Here is a 20,968-nt window from a genome sequence, read left to right as displayed (position 1 = left end):
GCCTAAATTTATTCCACTTTGATATTAAGCTTATAGAGCAGATTCTTTAGGCATTTTACATTGAAGTCTAAATGCCATTTTTGGGCTGCTCTATGGCTTTCTTGCTTGTATCTATCAATATCTGTAATATGAAGTTTAAAAAGCATTTGTGCCATATCATCACTCTCAAAACCTTGTGTAATAGCGCCGCAGGAATGCGTTTGCACGAATTTTTGGACATCATAAAGTGGTGTAGAGAGAATAGCTAATCGCGCTTGCAGATATTCAAAAAGTTTATTTGGCATACAATGCGCGAGATTAAAGGTAGTAGGCTTAAAGGGAATAAGCCCTATATCATAATTCGCGCTCACAGGGATAATCTCCCCCAAAGCAACAGGCGGTAATATTTCAAGTGAAGTGATTTCACTTGAGCCAATACGAAAAGATTCTAAGAAACCCTTTTGATTACTTAATGCCATAACATAAAGTTTATAAGGGCTTTCAAGCAAATGTTGAGCAAGATTTAAAAGCTCCATAGAACTTCTATCAGGGCTTATAAATCCGTGATATAAAATCTTTATTTCTTGCTTTGAGGTAGGTTTAGGTTTATAATCAAAAAAAGGTGGCAAGGAATAAAAAAGCTCGCAGTCAATGCCAAAATCACTTTTATACCGCTCGCACAATCCTTCACTCACGCTTATTGCTACATCTACACAAGGCAGATATTGCTCACACAAATACACAAAAAACCGACCCAATCCTTGCAGCCACACTTCATCATTTTCATATTCAAGCGGATAAAATTCACGCAAATCAATGAGAATCTTACATTGTGGATTATTTTTTTTATACTCACGTGCAAAGGGCAAAAGGGTAATATCCTCTACAATCAGCACATCTTGGGGTGGCAAAGATTCTAAAAGATGAGGAATACTCTTGCGATTTGACGTGTAAATAAGAGGTGCAAAATTACCACTTTGACAATACTGCAAAATAAGCTCATTTTCTTGCTGTGTGCGCTCTTTGCTTGATTTATCACGCTCAAAGCATAAAAGGCGAGATTCTATGCCTAAAGCCTCAAATGCGCTTTTATCACAGGCTTTGGCAATAACATTAAGATTGAGCTTAGCTCCCTCTTGCCTTATTATATCCAAAAGCTGCAACATACGACTTGAACGAGGCTTTTGCGTAATATTATGGTCGCAAAGCAGTGTTATAGAGTGCATTCTCTCTCCTTAAAGCACTCAAATGCGTATCTTTGGCACTTGAATATCTTGTCTTTTAGAATCTGGTGCTAATCTAAATTCTATGGGCATTAAAAAAATTGCTTTCTTAAAATCCTTTTGGTAGAGATTTTGTAAGCATTCATTTGATTTTTTAACAGCCCTCAAAGCTGCCATATCAAGGACTTTATAGCCACTACTTGATGTAATTTGCGCCTGTATATAGCTATTTTTAAAGCTTATCATTATCTCTACAACGCCCTCTATCTTATCATCTACCGCTTTTTTAGGATAAAGCAAACGCGCCATAACGCAACTTCTAAACTCCTGCTCCATAGCTTGCTCAATTACAGGACTTTCGTGTAAAGAAATATCCTCTCTTTGAGGGTTTAATAAAAATCCTTGCAACGCATAAATCACAGCAAAAAACTGAAATAATAAAATGTGCATTCCATTCCTTGATTTTTTATAAAAAAATTGCTACATTCTAAGCTTTAAATACCAAATTCACGCTTAAGTGCGCACAAAGGATTTTCAATGATAGCTCAAAATATCACCGAACTCATCGGTAATACTCCCATTTTACATCTCCAACAATTTGCCCCCAATCTCTATGGCAAATGCGAATTTTTAAACCCAAGCCATTCTGTCAAAGACCGCCCTGCTTATGCGATGATAGAGCAAGCTATGAAAGAGGGAAAAATCACCAAAGATACTACGATTGTAGAATGCACAAGTGGCAATATGGGCATTTCTCTAGCAATGATTTGCGCCTCTCTTGGGTTAAAAATCATCATCACTATGCCCGAATCTATGAGTATAGAAAGACGCAAAATGATAGCATTTTTTGGCGCAACTCTCGTGCTTACTCCACCAAGTGAAGGTATGAAAGGTGCGCTTGATAAGGCTCAAGAGATTTTAGATTCCACACCAAATGCTTTTATGCCAAGTCAATTTGAGAATCTAGCGAATAAGGAAATGCACAAACGCACAACTGCACTAGAGATTTATAAAAGCTTTGAGGGCAAATTAGATTATTTTGTCGCAGGATTTGGCACAGGCGGGACAATCAGCGGTGTAGGTGAGGTGCTCAAAGAGAAGATTCCACATATTCAAATCATAGGCGTAGAACCTGCCGCCTCACCACTGCTTAGCAAAGGACAAGCAGGACCACACAAGATTCAAGGCATTGGTGCGAACTTTATCCCCAAAATCCTTAATCGCGATGTGATAGATGCTATTGAAATTGTAGAAAATGAAGTTGCTATCAAAATGGCGCAAGATTTGGGCAAAATCGGCGTAATGGTTGGCATATCTAGCGGAGCAAATGTCGCTATTGCACAAAAGATTGCAAAAAGCAATCCAAACAAAAAAGTGCTTACAATGCTCAATGATACAGCGGAACGATACCTTTCAACGGATTTATTTAACACACTTTGATAAAAATCAATCAAAAAGCCAATCGCACTATTCTTGGATTGCAAGTCATAATGTTACCATTATGGCTCTTGCACATTCCCTTTGCCACAAGCAAGGTATTTACTCTATGGAATCTAGTTTTTTTATATATTCTTTTACACTTTGCCTGATGGATTCTCTTAATGCCTTTGGCTCTAGCACCACCACATAGGGAATCCACCTTAGCACCTCCCCGCTAATCTCCAAGAAATGCGTGATATGTAGCTCTATCATCACACTGCCATCATTTTGCACAAAAACCTGCGCTTTTGATGTTATCTTTTTGCGTTTAAAATACTTTGCCACCTTTTTATCCACCCATAAGCGCACGAAGATTTTTTCATTATCTGGGTGAAACCACGCATTAATCGCTCCATCAATAGAATCTAACATATTATCATCTGCATTAAAGGGCGTTTGCAGAGATTCTATTGCATTTATATCATTGAGATAAAATCGTTTAAGCAAACCTAGCTCATCTGCCTTTTTACTCTTTTGCGCCTTTTTATCAGTATATTCTAGCGCAAAGAGATACCATTCTCCATCAAAAGCGACAATTTTTAAAGGTGCTAAGATTCTACTTTTATGATGAAAGAGGCAAGAAATCATTTGTTTATGCGTAATGCAATGTTGCAAAGTATGCAGCTCTTGCGCACTCACGCTTATATCATCAAGCAAAGTTTTGGTAAAAAACACATTGTGCGCAGATTCTGGCTTTGGAGTGTTTAATTTATCCAAAAGTGCCGCAGCATTGCGCCCAACCTCTCCGCCTAAATCCTTAGCGATATTTTGTAGGACAAAAAGTGCGATTTGCTCTTGCGTGTTGTAGGGAGTTTGCGTGTGCTGCATTGTGATTTTACCCTTTTTAAGCGTAATATTTGGGTCATTAATGCGTTTAATATCCCGCCCAATCGTTTTTTCACTCACATTAAACTCTGCACATAGCTTAGCAACCTCTATGCTCTCACTCTCTGCTAAAAGTTTCAAAATCGTGGCGATTCTATGGCTTAGCACATCATAATGTTTTATCTTCATCTTGCCCCTTTATTTTTTGACATTATAGTGCAATTTTATTTTTTGGACATAGCCCTGTCCTTTGAATGTGTTACAACTTCATCGTATTTTGCCAAAAAGGAGTGCCTATGAGAAAATATAAAAATGGAGCAAGTTTAAACGCACAAGAAAAAGAAGCATTGTTAAAAGAAATTCTCCCCTTTGATGCAAGCTGTGATACAAAGCAAGCGCATAATGCAAAAGTCATCTTTACGCATATCGCTTCCACTATGCTGCATTTAATAGAAAGAGGTTACTACTTTGATTTATTTGAGCTTAATTTTGCTAAAGATATAGAAGACTGCGAAGGAGATAGATTCGATAAATTTAAAATCATTTTGCCCATTTTGCAAAAACATTATCATCATTTTACATTTGAGCCATTTATAAAAGCAAATATGACATTTTTGCAAACATATTTACACCTCAAACCCTTAGAGGTAGAAGTTTTGTATTTTTATTATATTTTTGATGAAATGGGTTTCCAAAGATTTTTTAAAAAAGCCACTTTAAAAAATTGGATAAAAATTATATCCTCATTTTTTAATGTGAGAGAACACAAAATGCGTGAGATTTTAAGTGAAAATGCGCCTTTAAGAAAGCTTAAATTCTTAGAAAAAGATAATTACACTGGATTTGAGATAAGCGATTTTGCAAAAGAGTTTTTTGAAAAGCCACTGACAAAGCGCAATGTGCTTCACAATATCACTTCACTTGTGAAGCCTACCAAACTGCATTTGGCAGATTTTGACTTTATGCAAGAGGACATCACTTTGCTTTTAAACTATTTCAAAAAAGCAAAGAATCCTAGTATCTATCTCTATGGCTCACCCGGAGTAGGCAAAAATGAGATTGCCTCCCTTTTGGCAAAAACACTGCAAAAAGAATTATTTAAGATTTCTAAATCTTTAGATGAAAAACAATATAAGTCAAGCAATATTCAACGATTTATCCTTGCGCAGAATCTCCTTAATAGCAAAAACCATATCGTGCTTTTTGATGAATGCGAGGATATTTTTGCAGATTATTCTTGGAGACATTTCTCCCACAATGCAGATTCTTTACAAAAAGGATTGCTCAATGAAATGATAGAATCTATCAAAGTGCCAAGTATTTTTTTAAGCAATAGCTGCGATATTGACCCGGCACTTTTGAGGCGATTTGGTATTGTGCTAGAGATAAAAATCCCGCCAAAACAAAAGCAAATCCAACTGATAGAATCCACCCTTAAGACGCATAAATGTCAGCTAGATTCTAAGCTTATAGAAAAAATGGCGCAAAACAATCTCTCCACAGGCATTCTCTTAAATGCGCTAAAGGCGGCTAAAACTGCTCCCAAAAACAAAGCAGAGCAAAGTGCATTAAAAGTGATTAACGAGCATTTGAAGCTGCAAGATAAAAAAGAGATTGTGTTACAAAAGAGCAATGAATTGCCCTATGATATGGGATTAATCAATGCGGATATTGATGTAAAAAAGATAAGTGAGGGGATAAAAAACGCACAATGTGGAGCAAGAATCCTCCTCTATGGCGCACCCGGAAGTGGCAAAAGTGAATACACAAAGGCTTTAGCAAAGGAATTAAAAAAGGACATTATCTGCAAAAAAGGTAGCGATTTGCTCTCAATGTGGGTAGGTGGCACTGAAAAAAATATCGCTCAAGCCTTTAGGGAAGCAAGGGAGCAAAAAGCAATCTTAGTCTTTGATGAGGTGGATAGTTTCTTGCAGGATAGAAGCGATGCGCAAAGAAGCTGGGAGATAACACAAGTCAATGAAATGCTTACTCAAATGGAATCCTTTGAGGGCATTTTCCTTGCGACAACAAACTTTTTAGACACATTAGATACCGCAAGTATTCGGAGATTTGATATGAAAATTAGCTTTAAAAGCCTTGATGTGGTGCGTTTAGAAAAGGCTTTTTTAATGTATGCGCATTATTTGGGCTTAAACGATACGCAAGAGTTTGTAAAAACTCACAGGCAAGATTTTGCACGACTTAGCAATATCTGCTTTGGCGATTTTGCGCTCATTGTCAGGGAAGCAAGATTTAACCCACCAAGTCATTGCGAAATGCTACTTGAGAGGCTCTATGCCGAATCCGCACTCAAAGATTCTCAAAAGAGCAAAAGAATGGGATTTTAAAATCCCACAATGTTGTCAAAACACTTTGTTATAACTTTACTTGGAGTATAGCTTAAAAACACAGGAGTGAAAATGAACCACGTATTACAAACAAGGATTAATAAAGACAAGCTCGTGCAATTTTTCACACATTTTGGAGCAAACTCAAAGAAAGTGTATTTCTATCTCATATCCGCACATATCAAATCAAATGAAGTGAGTGCGGAGCAAAAAGAATCGCTTATCAATACTTTCTTATCAGGCGAATCTTATAAAGAGTTGCCGCGCGAACTTAAAGAGCAAGAGATACTAAGTGATGAGGAGCTTTTTACGCTCCTTTTAGGATACAAAAATATGCAGCGACACAAACTGCTAGGCTTAGAGCTTTATAATCTCTGCTTTGCCTTTAATAGCGATAGTGCTACTTGTGAATACATCGGCTTACAGGCAGAAAGCACAAAGTCAAATAGAGAAAATCTCAATATAGAATCCATACTCAAAAAGTTTGGTAAATATGCGAGGATAGATTTTGATGAGCTAGAAAATGGTAAGCTGTATTATCTCATAGCGGCTGATTTTAATTCCTGTGCTGATATGAATCAAGCTCAAAAAGATTTTCACTCCAAGCTCTATGCAATTGCGCACAAAGCAGGTATAGAATCATTTGGTATGTTTAGCAGCGAGGGAGTGTGGATTCAAGAGATTGCAAGGAAAGATTCATTTATTGAACCTCGTAGGATTGATTGTAGTATGCAATGGCAGGGCATTAGAGAGGGTAAAATAACGCTTAAAAGCTTTGCAGAGCGGCTTATCACAATCTATGAAAATGCCAAAAGCGTGGATTTAGCGTGTGGAGATTGCGCAAAAGAATCTTTTAGGCTACGCGCTTATTTTTTGGAGCGAGATTTTAAGCTCACACCCGCACAGAATCTCGTGCGTTATAGATATATACCTACATATGGAGGTTGGCATACCGGTTATAGCGGAGCTATGGTTGTTCGAGCTTGTCTTAGCACTTCACGCGCCTTTGCAAGAATCAAGTGGGACATTCCTATCCCGCCTAGCGTGTGGAATCTAGAAACTGATGTTGTGCAACTCTATGCAGAGGAAGCATATTCTACTCTATTTAGCAGAGAGGGCAGTATCACAAACATCCATATTGGATTTAGAGATTCTATGCGAGGTTATCTGCGAGATACTTTTTTGTGGCATAGTGTAGAGAGTGTGGGCAAGATTTATGTAGATGTGCCAAAGCCCCAAGTGCAAATCCCCTCTTGCGATGAGTTTTTCTCCACTCTTAAAGCGTCTATTGCCAAGCAGCTTGAAGATTCTAGTTTGCAGTCCCAAAATCAAAGGGCGAAGATTCTAGGCTATGCAAATGTGCAAAAAGCACAAGCTGCCCTGCAATGCTTTGTCAAATCAAGTAGCTTGAAAAACTTTCTGCAAAGCTATGTGTATGACAAAGTTTATACAGCAAAGGAGGTTTTCTTGCGGATTCAAAAGCTTGTGAGTGAGAGCTATTCGCCCTTTATTTTTGCGGAGATTTTGCGCCACATAACAGAGGAGGAAACAGCACTCAATATATGGAAAGAAGTGAGCAAACATCATATTGAAGTCATTTGCAAAGATATAAATGAAGATAGCGATTATAAACAGCTTAAAAGAATAGGAATGGAATCTTTTCTTCCTCTCCACGCAGACTTGGGAGAAAAGGAACTCACACTGCACGAGATTCTAGACAGAGTGGGTGCACTTGTGAGGGGGCATTATGAGCGCAATCAAGGCGCATTAGCATTGCGTGATGATATTTGGGGCTATATCCTATACTATAAAGAGCAGCGATTTCACTTTGACACGCAAGGACAGCTCACAAAAGTAACGCCAAATACAGGCAAGGGAACAAAATATATTTATATTTATAGGGAATGTTAAACTTGCGTTTTTTTTTTTTTTGATTAAACTATCATTGCAACTGCGCGTTATTCTTAGTGGATATATAAGACGCAGCAAAATAAAATAAGGAGACAGAATGCAAACTGATGAGACAAAATTGCGCGAATTGTGTGAAAACTTCGCACTTTGGCAAAAGCGTGTCAATGAGCGCAAAAAGCGCGGTGAAAATGACTTCAACCCTTTGCTTTGTGTGCAAAAGCAAAATGATGAGGTAAATATGCACAGCGGGTTTCTTTATGCTTTACTTCATCCTAGAGGTGAGCATTGCCAAGATGAGCTGTTTTTGGAACTTTTTTTAGAATCTCTCTCGCTTAAAAGTTTTTTTAGCGACATAAAAAATGCCAATGTGAGCAAGGAGAGAAAAAATATTGATATTCATATCACCAATGGGCAAAAGCATATCATCATTGAAAATAAAATTGGGAGTGGTGACCAAGAGGGGCAGATTGCGAGGTATATTGATACAATCGCTCAAAAATTGTGTGATGATGAGGCGGATTCTGAAAGTGTGGATTTACAAAGCAAAATTTATGACAATATCGCTGTTGTGTATCTTACCCCGCATAATTGGCAACCCAATGTCTGCTCCCTTTCGCACAATGGCATAAAATGGGAGATTCAAGGTGATTTTTTGGAATCTAGCAAAGGGAAAGTGGCATATAGGCAAATCAGCTATGAAACGCATATTTTGCAATGGCTTGATAAGTGTATGCGTGAGATTAGTAATATCGCAAATCTCAAAATGGCAATAGAGTGCTACAAAGATGTAGTTGAACGCGTAGTAAGAAAAAAGGAGAATACGATGAGTATGGCAGCATTTTTTATGGATAATGAGAATCTTCACACGACAGCACTAGAGCTATGTAAAAATCAAGATTCTGTAATGGAGGCGACTTTTGGGCTTATTGACAGGGCAATAAAGGAAAAATATAGGGAGAAATATACTACTAAATATGGTGCTGATTATTTTTGTGCGTGGGTAAGTGAGTTGGATAAGTGTGAGCTAAGTTTTACCTTTGCTGCTGAGATAAATACAAAAGGAAAAAAGCGTATTAGGGAGTTTTGTATCTATCTTTTTAAACACGACACAAATAAAACAACAGAACTTTTACCTGTGCTACAAGAAATTACAGGATTAAAAGAGAATGATTTCGATCCCAATACGACAAGCAATAATAATCTCTGCGTTGGGCTTAAATCCTATCACTATACTGATGATATATTTTTCAATCCACAAGAGTTTTTAGACTTCTTTGAGGAAAATAGAGAGTTTGTAGATAAAATCAATGCTAAAATCAAAGCGGATTTAGACAAAGGCGCAGATTCTAAACTCGCAAAATTTAGTGCATAGAATCTCATCTTGCTAAGTTGCCCAAAATCTATGTAGATTGGGTTGCTTAGCATTCTAAAGGAATACAATGAATAACAAAGAACTTCAAAAAATCCTTGATATGTTGCCAGAGGATTTCACATTTAAAGCGGTGTATGAGAAAAAATATGAAAAAGAACTCACACAACAAGAAGAAAATCCCACAGAGCTAATAGTGGAGCAAGAGGAGATTGATAAATTAGTGGCGGAGTATAAGGAATATTTGGAGGAACAAGAAATAATCAAGGAGTATGAGAAATACAAGAAAGAAAGAGAATGGGAGATGTTATACAAAGAGTGTTTAGATTTGCTCACAGAAGCGGGGATTAAACTGCCTGAAAAAATGATAGAAAAAGCACGATACTTTGAGAGTTGGGGAGCATTGGAATGAGAACTAAATGATTTAGGTTACCACCGGAATTATGTCATTAGCCCGCTCATTAACGAACTCCGCACCCTATCGGATTCTCTCAAAGAGGGCTAAAAGGACTTTATAGAATCGTGGCGGGAAGATTCTAAAGATTGTATATCTTTGAATGAATGGATACAAAAAGCTTGTTTTATCCCACGATTCTATGCTTATAACTTCATAATCTCTCGCATACCACTTGAGTAATGCCTCACTTGGCGCTTCACCAACAAGCCTTTTAGCAAATCTATCTCTTTTGCGCGTGATGATTTCAAATGAATGGGGGTATTTCGCATATACAAAATTTCCATAGCTTTCATATTCACTAAAGCCAGAGTGTGGCAAATCTAGGGGATTAATATGCTCTAAAATCGCCTCCCAAAATGCCTTATGATGCCTCTGTTCTATGAGAGAAATAAGCTCATTCATCACAGAGGATTCTATCATCATATTTTCAGTGATAAAGCTAAAAGGCGCGGCTTTGTGTAGATACACGCTTTTGCTCATAGGGATTTTAAGACTATCCAATGTATCAAAATAGGGCTTGTGGAACTTTTTGGTTTTTTCAATGAAGACTTGAGCCTTAGTGTTAAAAAAGCTTAAATCTCTTAAAGGGATACAATCCGCGTCCCAAATGAGATAATGCCCCCCCCCCCCCGCTGCTTGAAGCAGCAGAGTGCTGATGCGCAGAATAAGCCATTTTTAAGAATTGTTGTAAATACCAACCTGCACGATTGAGCGCACAGCCAAGTGATGAGAGCTTCTCTTGCACAGCACCAAATGTCAGCTTGGGATAAACACAATCCTCATCAATAAAACAAATATGAGGATAGCTTTGCTTATACTGCGCGATACTCTCTCTATGAGTGATAAGCGTTATGCCTTTTGGCTTGATATTGGTTTCTACATAGCGTATCATTGTTGGAAAAAGTTTGCTATCAAGGCTTTTAAGGCAAATAAGCACCTCAAAATCCGCTTCTTTCATTCACAGCTCCGTTTTTAATACTGCGCCATTTGCCGCATTGCTCACAAGCAAGGAATATCGCTTGAGCCATTTGCTTTGTATTTCTTTTTTTATCGGTGTCCATTTGGCGCGGCGAGATTCTAAGGTTTTGGAATCCACAAGCAATTCTAGTGTGCCTTTTGAAACCGAAATGGCGATTTTATCCCCATCTTCAATAAGCGCAATCAGCCCTCCCTCTGCAGCCTCTGGGCTAATATGCCCGATACAGCCTCCCCTTGTCGCCCCACTAAAGCGTCCATCAGTGATGAGTGCGACAGATTCGCCTAATCCCATTCCCATAATAAGACTTGTTGGGGTGAGCATTTCTTGCATTCCGGGTCCTCCCTTTGGTCCCTCATAGCGGATTACTACGACATTTCCCGCCTTTACCTTGCCTCCTGCAATGCCTTTAATTGCCTCATCTTGAGAGTTAAAGCACACTGCACTGCCCTCAAACTCTTTCATAGATTCCGCCACTGCGGCGACTTTAAGCACTGCGCCCTCTTGGGCTAGATTGCCATAGAGAATCTTAAGCCCACCCACTTGCGAGTAGGCGTTGTCATTATGTCGGATAACTTCGCAATCTGTAATCTCTGCATTTTTAATGCGCTCTCCTAAAGTCTCGCCTGTAATCGTGAGTGCGTCAAGGTGTAAAATAGAATCTTGCGTTGGCTTTGTTGCGTTTGTGTTATGTGATTCTGAAATTTTAGTATGCGCAGGGCTAGAATCTGCATTTTGGCATTCTAAGGATTGAGATGAGAAATGTGGGTTATCAAGCGATGATTGAGGAAGTTTGCTAGAGGCAAATGACTGAAAATCAGAGCGTGGATTCCCGCATTTATCACTCAATACTGAATGCCTTTTAGCAACTTCATTCATTACTGCGCTTACGCCCCCTGCGCGATTAATATCCTCCATATGAATGGTGCTTAACGCTGGGGCGATTTTAGCAATATGTGCCACTTGAGAGGCAATCGCATTGATAGAATCCAAATTAAAATCTACCTCCGCTTCTTTGGCAATAGCTAACATATGCAAAATCGTATTCGTGCTGCCTCCCATTGCCATATCCACGACAAAGGCATTATGCACTGCTTTTTTGTTCAAAATATTGCGGAATCTAAACTGCTCACTTTTGCGCTCATCTAGCGCAATCTCTACGATTCTACGCGCTGCTGTGCGCAAGAGTTCTTCGCGCTCTTTTGTGAGGGCTAAAATCGTGCCATTACCCGGCAATGCAACCCCCATAGCCTCGCAAAGCGTGTTCATAGAGTTTGCAGTAAACATTCCACTACAACTCCCACCGCCCGGACAAGCGTTGCATTCTATCTCGTGTAGCCTCTGCTCATCAATCTTTCCCTCTGCGTAAGCTCCCACCGCCTCAAAAGCAGAGTTTAAATCCAAAATCGTGCCATCTTCTAGCTTCCCGGCTTTCATAGGACCACCGCTCACAAAAATAGTTGGCACATTCACACGCAACGCACCCATAAGCATTCCGGGCACGATTTTATCGCAATTTGGGATACAAATCATCGCGTCCAAACTATGCGCGTTCATCATTGTTTCAATGCTATCGGCAATCAGCTCCCGACTTGGCAGAGAATAAAGCATACCGCTATGCCCCATTGCGATACCATCATCTACGCCGATTGTGTTAAACTCAAAAGGCACGCCACCCGCAGCGCGAATCTCCTCTTTGATAATCTGCGCATAGCGATTGAGAAAAAAATGCCCCGGAATAATGTCAATATAACTATTTGCAATGCCGATAAAAGGTTTATTGAAATCTTCATCTTTGAGCCCTGTGGCACGCAACAAACTTCTATGAGGAGCTTTTGTGTAGCCCTTTTTTACAATATCACTTCGCATAAATCTCCTTTAGACTTTTCTAAAATGCCATTATAAAGCAAATCTTTGAAAATATCATAAATCAATGAGGAATGAAAATTATGCAAATTCCTTTACCAAACTTGGCTTATTTGCGCTCATAAAGTGAAATTTATTATGCACACTTTTAAGCTCCATAAACAAAGAATAAGAAATCTCTAACCCTACTTTATTTTCCTCATCTTTACCCTTATTATGGGCGCTCTCTAGCTTTTGCACCCATTCATTGGGTATATACACGCCCGGCAGCTTATCGCGCAAAAAAAGTGCAGTTTTGTAGCTTAACACAGGGAAAAATCCAAGTACAAGCGCGCTTTTGACATTACATTCACTTTGAATCTCCTCAAGACTTTGGAGCAAAAATTCTGCCGCACTAAGAGAATATACCGGCTGTGTAAAAAGCGCGTGAATCTCATAAGTGCTTAGTTTTTTGCGCATTTTATTTTTGAGTGATTGAGGATTATTTGCATACGCATTGATGACTTGAAAATTATAGATTCTTTGCACATTTTCTTTTAAAGGCTTACCATTAAGCGCCCTGCCCGCATTTAGCTCATCAATGATATGGGCAAGTTTAAGAGAATTATCCTCAAACACACCTTTTGTTTCAGGGCAATCTCCATTTTTAATGCTATCGCCTGTGAGCGTAAGAAAAGTGCGCAACCCTAATTCATTTACACTTAAAATATCACCACACAAAGCGATAGAATTTCTATCCCTCATTGAAATTGTGCAAATCACAGGTTTTTGGAGCGCGTTTTGAAACTTCAGAGAGCTTAAAATTGATGAGGGTTTAAAACGCGCTAAAGGCGAATCTGTGCAAACAAAACAATCAACGCCGCTTAGATTCTTTAAATCCGCGAGTAGATTCTCATCAAGCCTACCACTTATGCTCGGAGCAATCTCTACGCTCAAAAAAGGCTGTATAGAGTGGAGTTTGCCCATAAGAGATTCTATGTTACACATATCCATTCCCCATTATCATAGAATCTTTTTGCATTTCTATAAAGACTCTCGCACACTCTTCACAGCTTCTACAATGTTTTTCAGACTTGGCTTGACTTCTTCCCATTTGCGCGTTTTAAGCCCACAATCTGGGTTAATCCATAGCTGCTCTTTGGGCAGGACTTCAAGCAATGCTTTAATTTGCACCTTAAGTTCCTCCACACTTGGGATTCTAGGGCTATGTATATCATATACGCCCGGTCCTACTTCATTAGTGTAGCCCACTTGCTTAAAGACTTTTAACAGCTCATTTCCGCTTCTTGCTGTTTCAATACTTATCACATCAGCATCAAGGGCTTCAATAGTTTTGATAATATCATTAAACTCGCTATAACACATATGCGTGTGAATCTGCGTTTGAGGAAGTGCCACTGCGGTAGAAATCTTAAAGCATTCTAATGCCCAACTCTCATAAGCCTTGATGTTTTCACTCCGCAATGGGTAACCCTCTTTAAATGCGGCTTCATCAACTTGAATGATTTTAATCCCGCCCTTTTGCAAATCATCAATTTCATCAGCAATGGCTAAAGCTATTTGCTTGCACACCTCACAACGCTCTAAATCATCGCGCACAAAACTCCAATTTAAAATTGTTACAGGACCTGTGAGCATTCCTTTCATCACCTTTTGTGTGAGGCTTTGAGCAAATTTACTCCACTCTAATGTCATAGGCTTTGGACGCGCCACATCACCAAAAATAATCGGTGGCTTTACGCAGCGACTGCCATAGCTTTGCACCCACGCATTAGAGCTAAACACAAACCCGTCTAACTGCTCTCCAAAATACTCCACCATATCATTTCGCTCTGGCTCTCCATGCACAAGCACATCAATGCCAATTTCTTCTTGGAATCTCACACAATCTCTAATGTAATCTTTTATGCCTTCTTCATATTGTGCCTTGCTTATCTGCCCCTTTTTGTAATTAAGGCGCAATGCCCTAAGCTCTGGCGTTTGAGGAAATGAGCCAATCGTGGTTGTAGGCAAAATAGGGAAGTTAAACTGCTCTTTTTGAATCTTGATTCGTTGTGCAAAGGGCAGACTTCGTTCCTTTTGTGTATGCTTAAAGACGCGCTCTCGCACAGCCTTGTTATTTGTTTTATCAGAATTTTTACGCGCAGCATTGATCGTTTTATTTTCTTGCAAAAAGGCAAGATTTGCACTATCTGAATGCCCCTTAAAGATGCTCTCCAAAACGCTCAGTTCTTTAATTTTTTCCTGTGCGAAAGAAAGCCAAGAGAGGATTTGAGAATCTATTTTATCCTCGCCCTCTTTGCTAAAAGGTAAATGCAAAAGTGAGCAAGAACTGCTCACCACAATGCGCTCTTTAGGGATAAATGTCGCTATATGCTCTAAAAGAGCAAGTTTAGATTCTATATCCGCTACCCAAATATTACGCCCATCTATTACCCCAGCGTAGAGCACTTTGTTGCTTTTGGCAATAAGTTCTAAAGATTGCTTATTTTTTTCGCCATAAATAAAATCTAATCCAATGCCATAAATATCTGTTTGTAGCAAAATCTCGCTGAGTTCATTGCTATGCTCAAAAAATGTGCTTACAATGGCTTTAATGCCCTTTTTGCTTATTTCATTATAGACACACTCTAGCGCAGACCTATCATAAATGCAACGCAAAGATGTAAAAAGTTCCTCATTATCCTTAAGTCCAAGTGCAAAAATAGGCTCACTAAATTCTACCACTACTTCATTACCAAGTGCTGAAACCTCATCTATTAAATCCATATATGCACTTTTTAATTTATTAAATATCGCCCCCGCATCACCTTTAACAATCTTGCTTAACCCAAAAAAGGTAAAAAGCCCAATGAGTGATATTTTAGGCTTATACCCTAAGCTTAAGGCTTCATTATATTGCACTTTAATATGTTCTATATTTGCTTTGTAGTCGTCATCATCACTCAATTCTGGCACTACATAATGATAATTTGTATTAAACCATTTTGTCATCTCACAAGCTACACCTTGTCTGTGTCCTCTTGCCATTGCAAAATACCCCTCTAAGCCCTCTAAATCCTTGAATCTCTGCGGCTTTGCATTAAGCGCATAAGCTAAATCCAATACATTATCATAGAGGCTAAAATCATTCACACACACATAATCAAGTCCTTTTTGTATCTCCCAATGCTTTGCTCTTAAGTTTTTTGCTACGTTTTGTAATTCTTGGCTACTACACTTCCCACTCCAAAAGCTCTCTAGTGCTTTTTTTAACTCTCTATTTTTCCCAATACGAGGAAATCCTAAAATGCTACTCATCATATCTCCTTTGAAATAAATTTTTGTATTTTCGCATAAAATTTATAAATACAATATGTAATTTTATTTTTTTGTTAAAACTTTTAGAGAATCTTATGGGCCAAAACTGCTCTAAAGCCCTTGTCATAAGCATTTTATAAAAGATACAAAAAGTAACAAATACAATATGTAATTTTATTTTTTTGTTAAAAAATAAAAAATGAAGCTAAAAATGTAAGAATATATTGAGAATCTACTTGAGATTCTCAATCATTAAAGCAAAAGAGTTGCTTTATCTTAAAAGACATAAGAATAGCCGAGCGTTCCTAAAACATTTGTAAGAGATGTTTTGCCTGCATCATTTTGCATATTGACATAATCTAGTGGCAAAATTTTTGCAAGTGCCTCAAAGCGATGTTTGCCTGCACTGAAAAATACTCCTACATTAACCACTGCGCCAGACTTAGAACCATCAAGCCCAGAGAAATTATCATCATAAGAAAGTGCTGCATATCCAAGCCCTCCAATAAGTCCAAGACTTTTTGTCTTATCTTCTCCAATGCTCATACCCACCATTCCATCAATATTAAGAGATAACATTGTAAAACTTTGCTTTACTGGAGTATCATTAGTTCCTTTTGATGAAGCAAATCCTTTGCCTGAATGCAAACTCACATAAGCGCGAATGCCTGAATGTGGGCTAAAGAATTTCTGATAACCTCCCATAATGCCTGCTGATACAACTGCTGAACTGATACTATCACCCGCTGTTTCTTTTCCACTATAAGGCAAACCTCCCCCGATACTCATACCTATAAGGATTCCTGTTTTTTCATCTGCACTCTTTGCATTCACCACTTTGTGATGTTTTGCAATTATTTCCTTTGCTTTTTGGTATTCTGTCCCGCTTACCTCTTCTCCTACTTCACGCTCCTGCTCATCGGCAAAAACTCCTAAACTCATACAGCACATAAAAGCACACAATCGTAACCAACCTTTCATTTTTTCCTCCTGTTTTTGTAAAAAGTAAAAAAAATTATATCGTTTTTTTTTTTTTTGTAAAGTCAAGTAAAGAAAAAGTTTTCTATAAGATATATCATTTGTCCCATAATCGGAATCCTACACCTATGCGTTCGCTGCGCATTTTGTATTCAAACATATTATCCCCATATCCATTTATATATTGGACATAAAGCCCTACATTATTGCTTACGCGCAATGTATAACCTAGCTCAAAATACGGATAATATCTCCGCGCAATAGGCGGACGCATATACAATTCAAGCAAATTACGATTACTCTTGTAATACAATCCTATATCATTATACCCACGATAAAGAGTTAAATCAGGATTATCTGCCATAAAACCATCTAAATGTTTGCCTATATACACCCACGCACCAAGCCTCATACCAAATACACTTTGTGGTGCTATGTCATATTCCCATCGCATATTGAGCAAAAGACGATTTTGTGTGCGTGAGCGCAATGCCCTCTCACCATTTGAGATATGATTATATCCAAAAGAAATATCCTTAAAAGAACCACCTAAAAAGCTTATAGGGGCTTCATAACTATAAAATAATTCAGGTTGATAATCTATATCTCTAAAGGGACGAGAATCTGCTTGATTATAATTTTGAAACCACGCTGTTTGCGTATAACCAAAATAAAAATATCCATAAGGTGAGAAAAGCTCATTAAACACAGCAAGCTTAAAGCTAAATTGAAATTTAGTTTCTGTATCTTTATTTGGCAAACCAGATTCACTAGGAGTAGGTTCGCTCAAACTATGATAAAAAGGCAAAATATATACCGCCTTATGTGGATAGAGCAAAAGATAATGTTTTTTATTATTTTGGTTTTCTTCGGGCATAAGATTGGGTAATGAATCTCCAAATACGCCACTTAGCCCCACAGACAAATACAACATACACCATTTATTCATAAATACTTTGCTCCTCAATACAAATAGATTCTCTTCATCGTGTGATAATGCGTGAATAATTTTATAGTAAAATATGCAAAAAATACATTAATTTTATAAGGAGAGCTAATGTGCGGTATTGTAGGCTATATTGGGCGAGATGAAAAAAAACAGATTCTTTTAAATGGCTTAAAGGAGCTAGAATATCGTGGTTATGATAGTGCAGGAATTGCGGTGTTAAGTCAAAATGAATTGCAAACTTTTCGCTCTGTGGGTAAATTAAGCAATTTAGAATCTAAATGCAAAGATTTTAGTTCCCTAGATTTTGGCGTGAGTATCGGACATACGCGTTGGGCTACACACGGCAAACCTACTGAAGCAAACGCTCACCCTCATATCGCCGCTTTTAGCAATGTCGTGCATAATGGCATTATTGAAAACTATCAAGAAATTAAAAGTGCTTTGGAGCAAAAAGGGCATACTTTCCTCTCGCAAACGGATACTGAAGTGATTGTGCATTTATTTGAGGAATATACAAAAACTTTTGCAGATGCTCTTCAAGCCTTTGAAGCAACTATTGCACAGCTTAAGGGTGCTTTTGCTATTTTACTCATTACCAAAAAAGCACCTGATTGTATCTTTTATGCCAAAAATGGCTCACCGCTTATTATTGGCAGGAGTGCAACAAAAGAAGATGAAATTTATTTCGCAAGCTCTGATGCGCCACTTATCGGGCTTGCAGAAAGTGTAGTATATCTGCAAGATGGCGATATGGGCGTGATGAAACTTGGCGCATTTAACACACTTAAAAATGCAAAAAAACTAGAAACCACTAAAGGCTATGCGCAAAAAGAAGGGTATCGCTACTTTATGGAAAAAGAAATCTATGAGCAACACAAAGTTCTCCTTGAAACGATGATGGGACGTGTGAGCGAGGGAGATATTATCCTCAATGAAATACAACCTCACTTTTTTGATGATATACAAAGTATTAATATTTGTGCGTGTGGGACAAGCTATCACGCGGGATTAAGCGCAAAATACCTCTTTGAACGACTTGCAAAAATAAAAACAAATGTGCTTATTGCAAGTGAATTTCGCTATGCCCAACCTGTGATGAATACAAATGAACTTTTTATCGTCATCTCCCAAAGTGGCGAAACTGCTGATACGCTTGAAGCCCTCAAACTCGCAAAAAAAAATGGCTTAAAAAGCCTGTGTATTTGCAATGTGGATAATAGCTCTATTGTGAGAGAATCTGATGTTTCTTTGCTCACGCGCGCAGGGATTGAAAAAGGTGTAGCAAGCACAAAGGCATTTGCTACACAAATGATGTTGCTGTGGATTCTAAGCGTGTATATAGGCAAAATACGCGGACATATCACACAAAAAGAGCTTGAAACACATATCGCACAAATGGTAACTTCAGCAAAAAAAACCTATGTGCAATCTGATATGCACGAGCACATTAAACGTCTCTCAAAGCGATATTTGCACGGACACGGATTTTTCTTTATTGGACGAGATGTATTTTATCCTCTCGCACTTGAGGGCGCACTTAAGCTCAAAGAGATTAGCTATCTTCACGCAGAGGGTTATCCAAGTGGAGAAATGAAGCACGGACCTATTGCATTAGCAGATTCTGAACTTTTTACCCTTGCTCTTATGCCTACACATTTGCTTTTTGATAAGATTAAAAGCAATGTAGAGGAGTTAAGTGCGCGTGATGCAACTATTTGTGCAGTAAGTGCGCATTCTATTAAGGGCATTGATGATATGATTCTCATCTCACCTTGTCAAAGCTATATGGAAGAGTTTTTTGCAATGATGGTAGTGCTTCAGCTTTTCGCACTTGAAGTGGCAATCCGATTGGGCAACGATGTAGATATGCCACGTAACCTTGCAAAAAGCGTTACGGTTGAATAATCACCTTATTATCCCTAATCTCTAGCACCTTAACCTTGCCTCCCTCTTGCAAGGCTACACAATCCGCACTAGATTGCATATCTTTGCAAGATGTTGCATTTTTATGAGAATCTAGCACTTCATACGCCCACAAAGTGCCCTTGAAATATACCATTCCCTGTCGTATTTCACCTACGCCACCGCTTTGAAAATCATCTGTATAGACTTGCGAGTGATTAAACCACGATTTTATAGGTTTCCTTAATGCCATAAGTGAAATAAGCGAAAACGCACAAATGCTCAAAGATTGCCACACAAAAGGATTACCAAATGTTTGAAAACCAACAATAGATTCAATGCCAGCAGTGATAAGTAGCCCTATACCCACAAATAAAAGAAAAAACGACCCAAAAAATATTTCAGCTATTATCACAGCAATACCCATACCTAGCAACAAGAGAGCCGACATATCTCCTCCTTATGCGTGTGAGATTATTGAGTAGTTTTTTTTGACCCTAAAAAGTCGCTAATCACACTAAGTCCGCCAATAAATTCGCTTGTCTCATAAGGAATAATGACCTTATCTTTGCTTGGATTCTTTGAAAGCTCATTGAATGCATTTATACGCTCTTTTGTAAGCAAAAACTCCGCTGCTTGTGCGTTTTTTGCCATTTGAGTAGCGATAAGCTCCATAGCATCGCTTTGTCCCTGCGCAAGTGCAATTTGCTCATATTTTTTCGCATCTGCCATACGCTCAATGGCTTCAGCTTGAAGCACTTTTTCTTGCTTGAGAGCTTCAGCATTGCGAATAAGTGCTTCTTTTTCTGCTTGAGCTTTCAATTCAATGGCTCTTTTTTCCCTCTCTGCTTTCATTTGTAGATTCATAGCTGCCTCAATATCCCTTGGCACAGATATTTCACTAATTTCTACACGCATAATTTTTACACCCCAATTATTTGCTGCATCGCCGAGTGCAACTTGCAGGGCAGCATTGAGCCTATCACGCGATGAAAGAGAATCATCAAGATTAATCCGCCCTATTTCGCCTCTAAGCGTTGTAGTGGCAAGATTTGCAATCGCATTTTTATAATCATTCACGCTATACACGGCAGATTTCGCATCAAATACCTTTAAAAACACAATACCATCAATATTAATATTTACATTATCTTTGGTAATCACCTGCTGTCGCCCAATATCTATCATTTGTTCCCTTGCACTTACTACCGCGCCCACTCTATCAATCACAGGAATAATAAAATGAAAGCCTCCATCAAGCACTCTATGGAATCTCCCTAATCGTTCTACAATAGCAATATCTGTTTGTGAGATAATTTTTACTCCAAAGAATAATACCACCCCACACAAAATCAACACAACTAATCCAAAAATCAACATATAATCTCCTTTATTTAACTTTTGTA

At 38.4% G+C, this 20,968-nt stretch carries 18 protein-coding genes; 6 read left to right on the top strand and 12 right to left on the bottom strand.

Going from position 1 to position 20,968, the window contains the following annotated elements:
* Positions 1-8: 8 nt before the first annotated feature.
* Positions 9-1,205: a capsular biosynthesis protein gene (locus OQH61_RS04320; protein WP_266026065.1), complete on the bottom strand. Its 1,197-nt coding sequence runs from the start codon at positions 1,203-1,205 to the stop codon at positions 9-11.
* Positions 1,206-1,223: 18 nt separating this feature from the next.
* Positions 1,224-1,652, bottom strand: coding sequence for a TonB family protein (locus OQH61_RS04315; RefSeq protein WP_266026064.1), 429 nt, complete (start codon positions 1,650-1,652; stop codon positions 1,224-1,226).
* An 87-nt stretch (positions 1,653-1,739) separates the two neighbouring features.
* Here OQH61_RS04315 and cysK point away from each other — a divergent pair, with 87 nt between their 5' ends.
* The gene (gene cysK, locus OQH61_RS04310) at positions 1,740-2,642 is read left to right on the top strand and encodes a cysteine synthase A (RefSeq protein ID WP_266026063.1); all 903 of its coding nucleotides are present in this window, start codon (positions 1,740-1,742) and stop codon (positions 2,640-2,642) included.
* Between the two features lie 99 nt (positions 2,643-2,741).
* Here cysK and OQH61_RS04305 read toward each other — a convergent pair whose 3' ends face one another.
* A complete protein-coding gene (locus OQH61_RS04305; RefSeq protein WP_266026062.1) occupies positions 2,742-3,695 on the bottom strand; it encodes a helix-turn-helix transcriptional regulator in 954 nt (317 codons plus the stop codon).
* A 107-nt stretch (positions 3,696-3,802) separates the two neighbouring features.
* On the opposite strand from OQH61_RS04305, the gene OQH61_RS04300 reads away from it, so the two are divergent.
* From OQH61_RS04300 to OQH61_RS04285, 4 genes are all read left to right on the top strand, one after another.
* A complete protein-coding gene (locus OQH61_RS04300) occupies positions 3,803-5,854 on the top strand; it encodes an AAA family ATPase (protein WP_266026061.1) in 2,052 nt (683 codons plus the stop codon).
* A gap of 72 nt (positions 5,855-5,926) precedes the next feature.
* Positions 5,927-7,765: a hypothetical protein gene (locus OQH61_RS04295; RefSeq protein WP_266026059.1), complete on the top strand. Its 1,839-nt coding sequence runs from the start codon at positions 5,927-5,929 to the stop codon at positions 7,763-7,765.
* Positions 7,766-7,862: 97 nt separating this feature from the next.
* Complete coding sequence (locus OQH61_RS04290; protein ID WP_266026058.1) at positions 7,863-9,137, top strand: PD-(D/E)XK nuclease family protein; 1,275 nt, start codon at positions 7,863-7,865, stop codon at positions 9,135-9,137.
* A gap of 67 nt (positions 9,138-9,204) precedes the next feature.
* Entirely contained in the window at positions 9,205-9,546 is a 342-nt protein-coding gene (locus OQH61_RS04285) for a hypothetical protein (protein ID WP_266026057.1), read from the top strand.
* Between the two features lie 66 nt (positions 9,547-9,612).
* Here OQH61_RS04285 and OQH61_RS04280 read toward each other — a convergent pair whose 3' ends face one another.
* The 7 genes from OQH61_RS04280 to OQH61_RS04250 form a co-directional block, all read right to left on the bottom strand.
* On the bottom strand, positions 9,613-10,092 hold the full coding sequence (locus OQH61_RS04280; RefSeq protein ID WP_266026056.1) for a hypothetical protein: 480 nt from the start codon (positions 10,090-10,092) through the stop codon (positions 9,613-9,615).
* A 61-nt stretch (positions 10,093-10,153) separates the two neighbouring features.
* Positions 10,154-10,549: a hypothetical protein gene (locus OQH61_RS04275; protein WP_266026055.1), complete on the bottom strand. Its 396-nt coding sequence runs from the start codon at positions 10,547-10,549 to the stop codon at positions 10,154-10,156.
* Positions 10,550-12,436, bottom strand: a complete 1,887-nt coding sequence (gene ilvD, locus OQH61_RS04270) for a dihydroxy-acid dehydratase (RefSeq protein WP_266026054.1) — start codon at positions 12,434-12,436, stop codon at positions 10,550-10,552. It abuts the gene before it with no gap.
* A 78-nt stretch (positions 12,437-12,514) separates the two neighbouring features.
* Positions 12,515-13,420 carry a methylenetetrahydrofolate reductase gene (locus OQH61_RS04265; RefSeq protein ID WP_266026053.1) on the bottom strand — a complete coding sequence of 302 codons (906 nt, stop codon included), beginning with the start codon at positions 13,418-13,420 and terminating at the stop codon, positions 12,515-12,517.
* A 36-nt stretch (positions 13,421-13,456) separates the two neighbouring features.
* Complete coding sequence (gene metE, locus OQH61_RS04260) at positions 13,457-15,733, bottom strand: 5-methyltetrahydropteroyltriglutamate--homocysteine S-methyltransferase (RefSeq protein ID WP_266026052.1); 2,277 nt, start codon at positions 15,731-15,733, stop codon at positions 13,457-13,459.
* Between the two features lie 276 nt (positions 15,734-16,009).
* Positions 16,010-16,714, bottom strand: a complete 705-nt coding sequence (locus OQH61_RS04255) for an outer membrane beta-barrel protein (RefSeq protein WP_266026051.1) — start codon at positions 16,712-16,714, stop codon at positions 16,010-16,012.
* Positions 16,715-16,808: 94 nt separating this feature from the next.
* Positions 16,809-17,660 carry a phospholipase A gene (locus OQH61_RS04250; protein WP_266026050.1) on the bottom strand — a complete coding sequence of 284 codons (852 nt, stop codon included), beginning with the start codon at positions 17,658-17,660 and terminating at the stop codon, positions 16,809-16,811.
* 108 nt (positions 17,661-17,768) lie between these two features.
* Between OQH61_RS04250 and glmS the strand changes: the two genes are divergently transcribed.
* Positions 17,769-19,565 (top strand): glutamine--fructose-6-phosphate transaminase (isomerizing), encoded by a 1,797-nt coding sequence (gene glmS, locus OQH61_RS04245; protein ID WP_266026049.1) that lies wholly within the window; start codon positions 17,769-17,771, stop codon positions 19,563-19,565.
* Here the strand turns inward: glmS and OQH61_RS04240 are convergent.
* Both OQH61_RS04240 and OQH61_RS04235 read right to left on the bottom strand, forming a co-directional pair.
* Positions 19,552-20,013 (bottom strand): NfeD family protein, encoded by a 462-nt coding sequence (locus OQH61_RS04240; RefSeq protein WP_266026048.1) that lies wholly within the window; start codon positions 20,011-20,013, stop codon positions 19,552-19,554. The genes glmS and OQH61_RS04240 overlap by 14 nt on opposite strands.
* Positions 20,014-20,036: 23 nt before the next feature.
* Positions 20,037-20,942 carry an SPFH domain-containing protein gene (locus tag OQH61_RS04235; protein WP_266026047.1) on the bottom strand — a complete coding sequence of 302 codons (906 nt, stop codon included), beginning with the start codon at positions 20,940-20,942 and terminating at the stop codon, positions 20,037-20,039.
* Between the last annotated feature and the right edge of the window lie 26 nt (positions 20,943-20,968).

This window comes from Helicobacter sp. MIT 21-1697 (genome assembly GCF_026241255.1).
GTDB lineage: Bacteria > Campylobacterota > Campylobacteria > Campylobacterales > Helicobacteraceae > Helicobacter_C.
Note: the sequence above shows the minus strand (reverse complement) of the source record. Positions and strands in the feature narration are given on the sequence as shown.

What these genes read in the sequence shown, in the direction of transcription:
- OQH61_RS04315 (WP_266026064.1), bottom strand. Translation starts at nt 1,652, where the DNA reads ATGCACATTTTATTATTTCAGTTTTTTGCTGTGATTTATGCGTTGCAA.
- OQH61_RS04320 (WP_266026065.1), bottom strand. Translation starts at nt 1,205, where the DNA reads ATGCACTCTATAACACTGCTTTGCGACCATAATATTACGCAAAAGCCT.
- OQH61_RS04290 (WP_266026058.1), top strand. Translation starts at nt 7,863, where the DNA reads ATGCAAACTGATGAGACAAAATTGCGCGAATTGTGTGAAAACTTCGCA.
- OQH61_RS04295 (WP_266026059.1), top strand. Translation starts at nt 5,927, where the DNA reads ATGAACCACGTATTACAAACAAGGATTAATAAAGACAAGCTCGTGCAA.
- glmS (WP_266026049.1), top strand. Translation starts at nt 17,769, where the DNA reads ATGTGCGGTATTGTAGGCTATATTGGGCGAGATGAAAAAAAACAGATT.
- OQH61_RS04300 (WP_266026061.1), top strand. Translation starts at nt 3,803, where the DNA reads ATGAGAAAATATAAAAATGGAGCAAGTTTAAACGCACAAGAAAAAGAA.
- OQH61_RS04305 (WP_266026062.1), bottom strand. Translation starts at nt 3,695, where the DNA reads ATGAAGATAAAACATTATGATGTGCTAAGCCATAGAATCGCCACGATT.
- OQH61_RS04255 (WP_266026051.1), bottom strand. Translation starts at nt 16,714, where the DNA reads ATGAAAGGTTGGTTACGATTGTGTGCTTTTATGTGCTGTATGAGTTTA.
- OQH61_RS04275 (WP_266026055.1), bottom strand. Translation starts at nt 10,549, where the DNA reads ATGAAAGAAGCGGATTTTGAGGTGCTTATTTGCCTTAAAAGCCTTGAT.
- OQH61_RS04235 (WP_266026047.1), bottom strand. Translation starts at nt 20,942, where the DNA reads ATGTTGATTTTTGGATTAGTTGTGTTGATTTTGTGTGGGGTGGTATTA.
- metE (WP_266026052.1), bottom strand. Translation starts at nt 15,733, where the DNA reads ATGAGTAGCATTTTAGGATTTCCTCGTATTGGGAAAAATAGAGAGTTA.
- cysK (WP_266026063.1), top strand. Translation starts at nt 1,740, where the DNA reads ATGATAGCTCAAAATATCACCGAACTCATCGGTAATACTCCCATTTTA.
- OQH61_RS04265 (WP_266026053.1), bottom strand. Translation starts at nt 13,420, where the DNA reads ATGTGTAACATAGAATCTCTTATGGGCAAACTCCACTCTATACAGCCT.
- OQH61_RS04250 (WP_266026050.1), bottom strand. Translation starts at nt 17,660, where the DNA reads ATGAATAAATGGTGTATGTTGTATTTGTCTGTGGGGCTAAGTGGCGTA.
- ilvD (WP_266026054.1), bottom strand. Translation starts at nt 12,436, where the DNA reads ATGCGAAGTGATATTGTAAAAAAGGGCTACACAAAAGCTCCTCATAGA.
- OQH61_RS04240 (WP_266026048.1), bottom strand. Translation starts at nt 20,013, where the DNA reads ATGTCGGCTCTCTTGTTGCTAGGTATGGGTATTGCTGTGATAATAGCT.
- OQH61_RS04285 (WP_266026057.1), top strand. Translation starts at nt 9,205, where the DNA reads ATGAATAACAAAGAACTTCAAAAAATCCTTGATATGTTGCCAGAGGAT.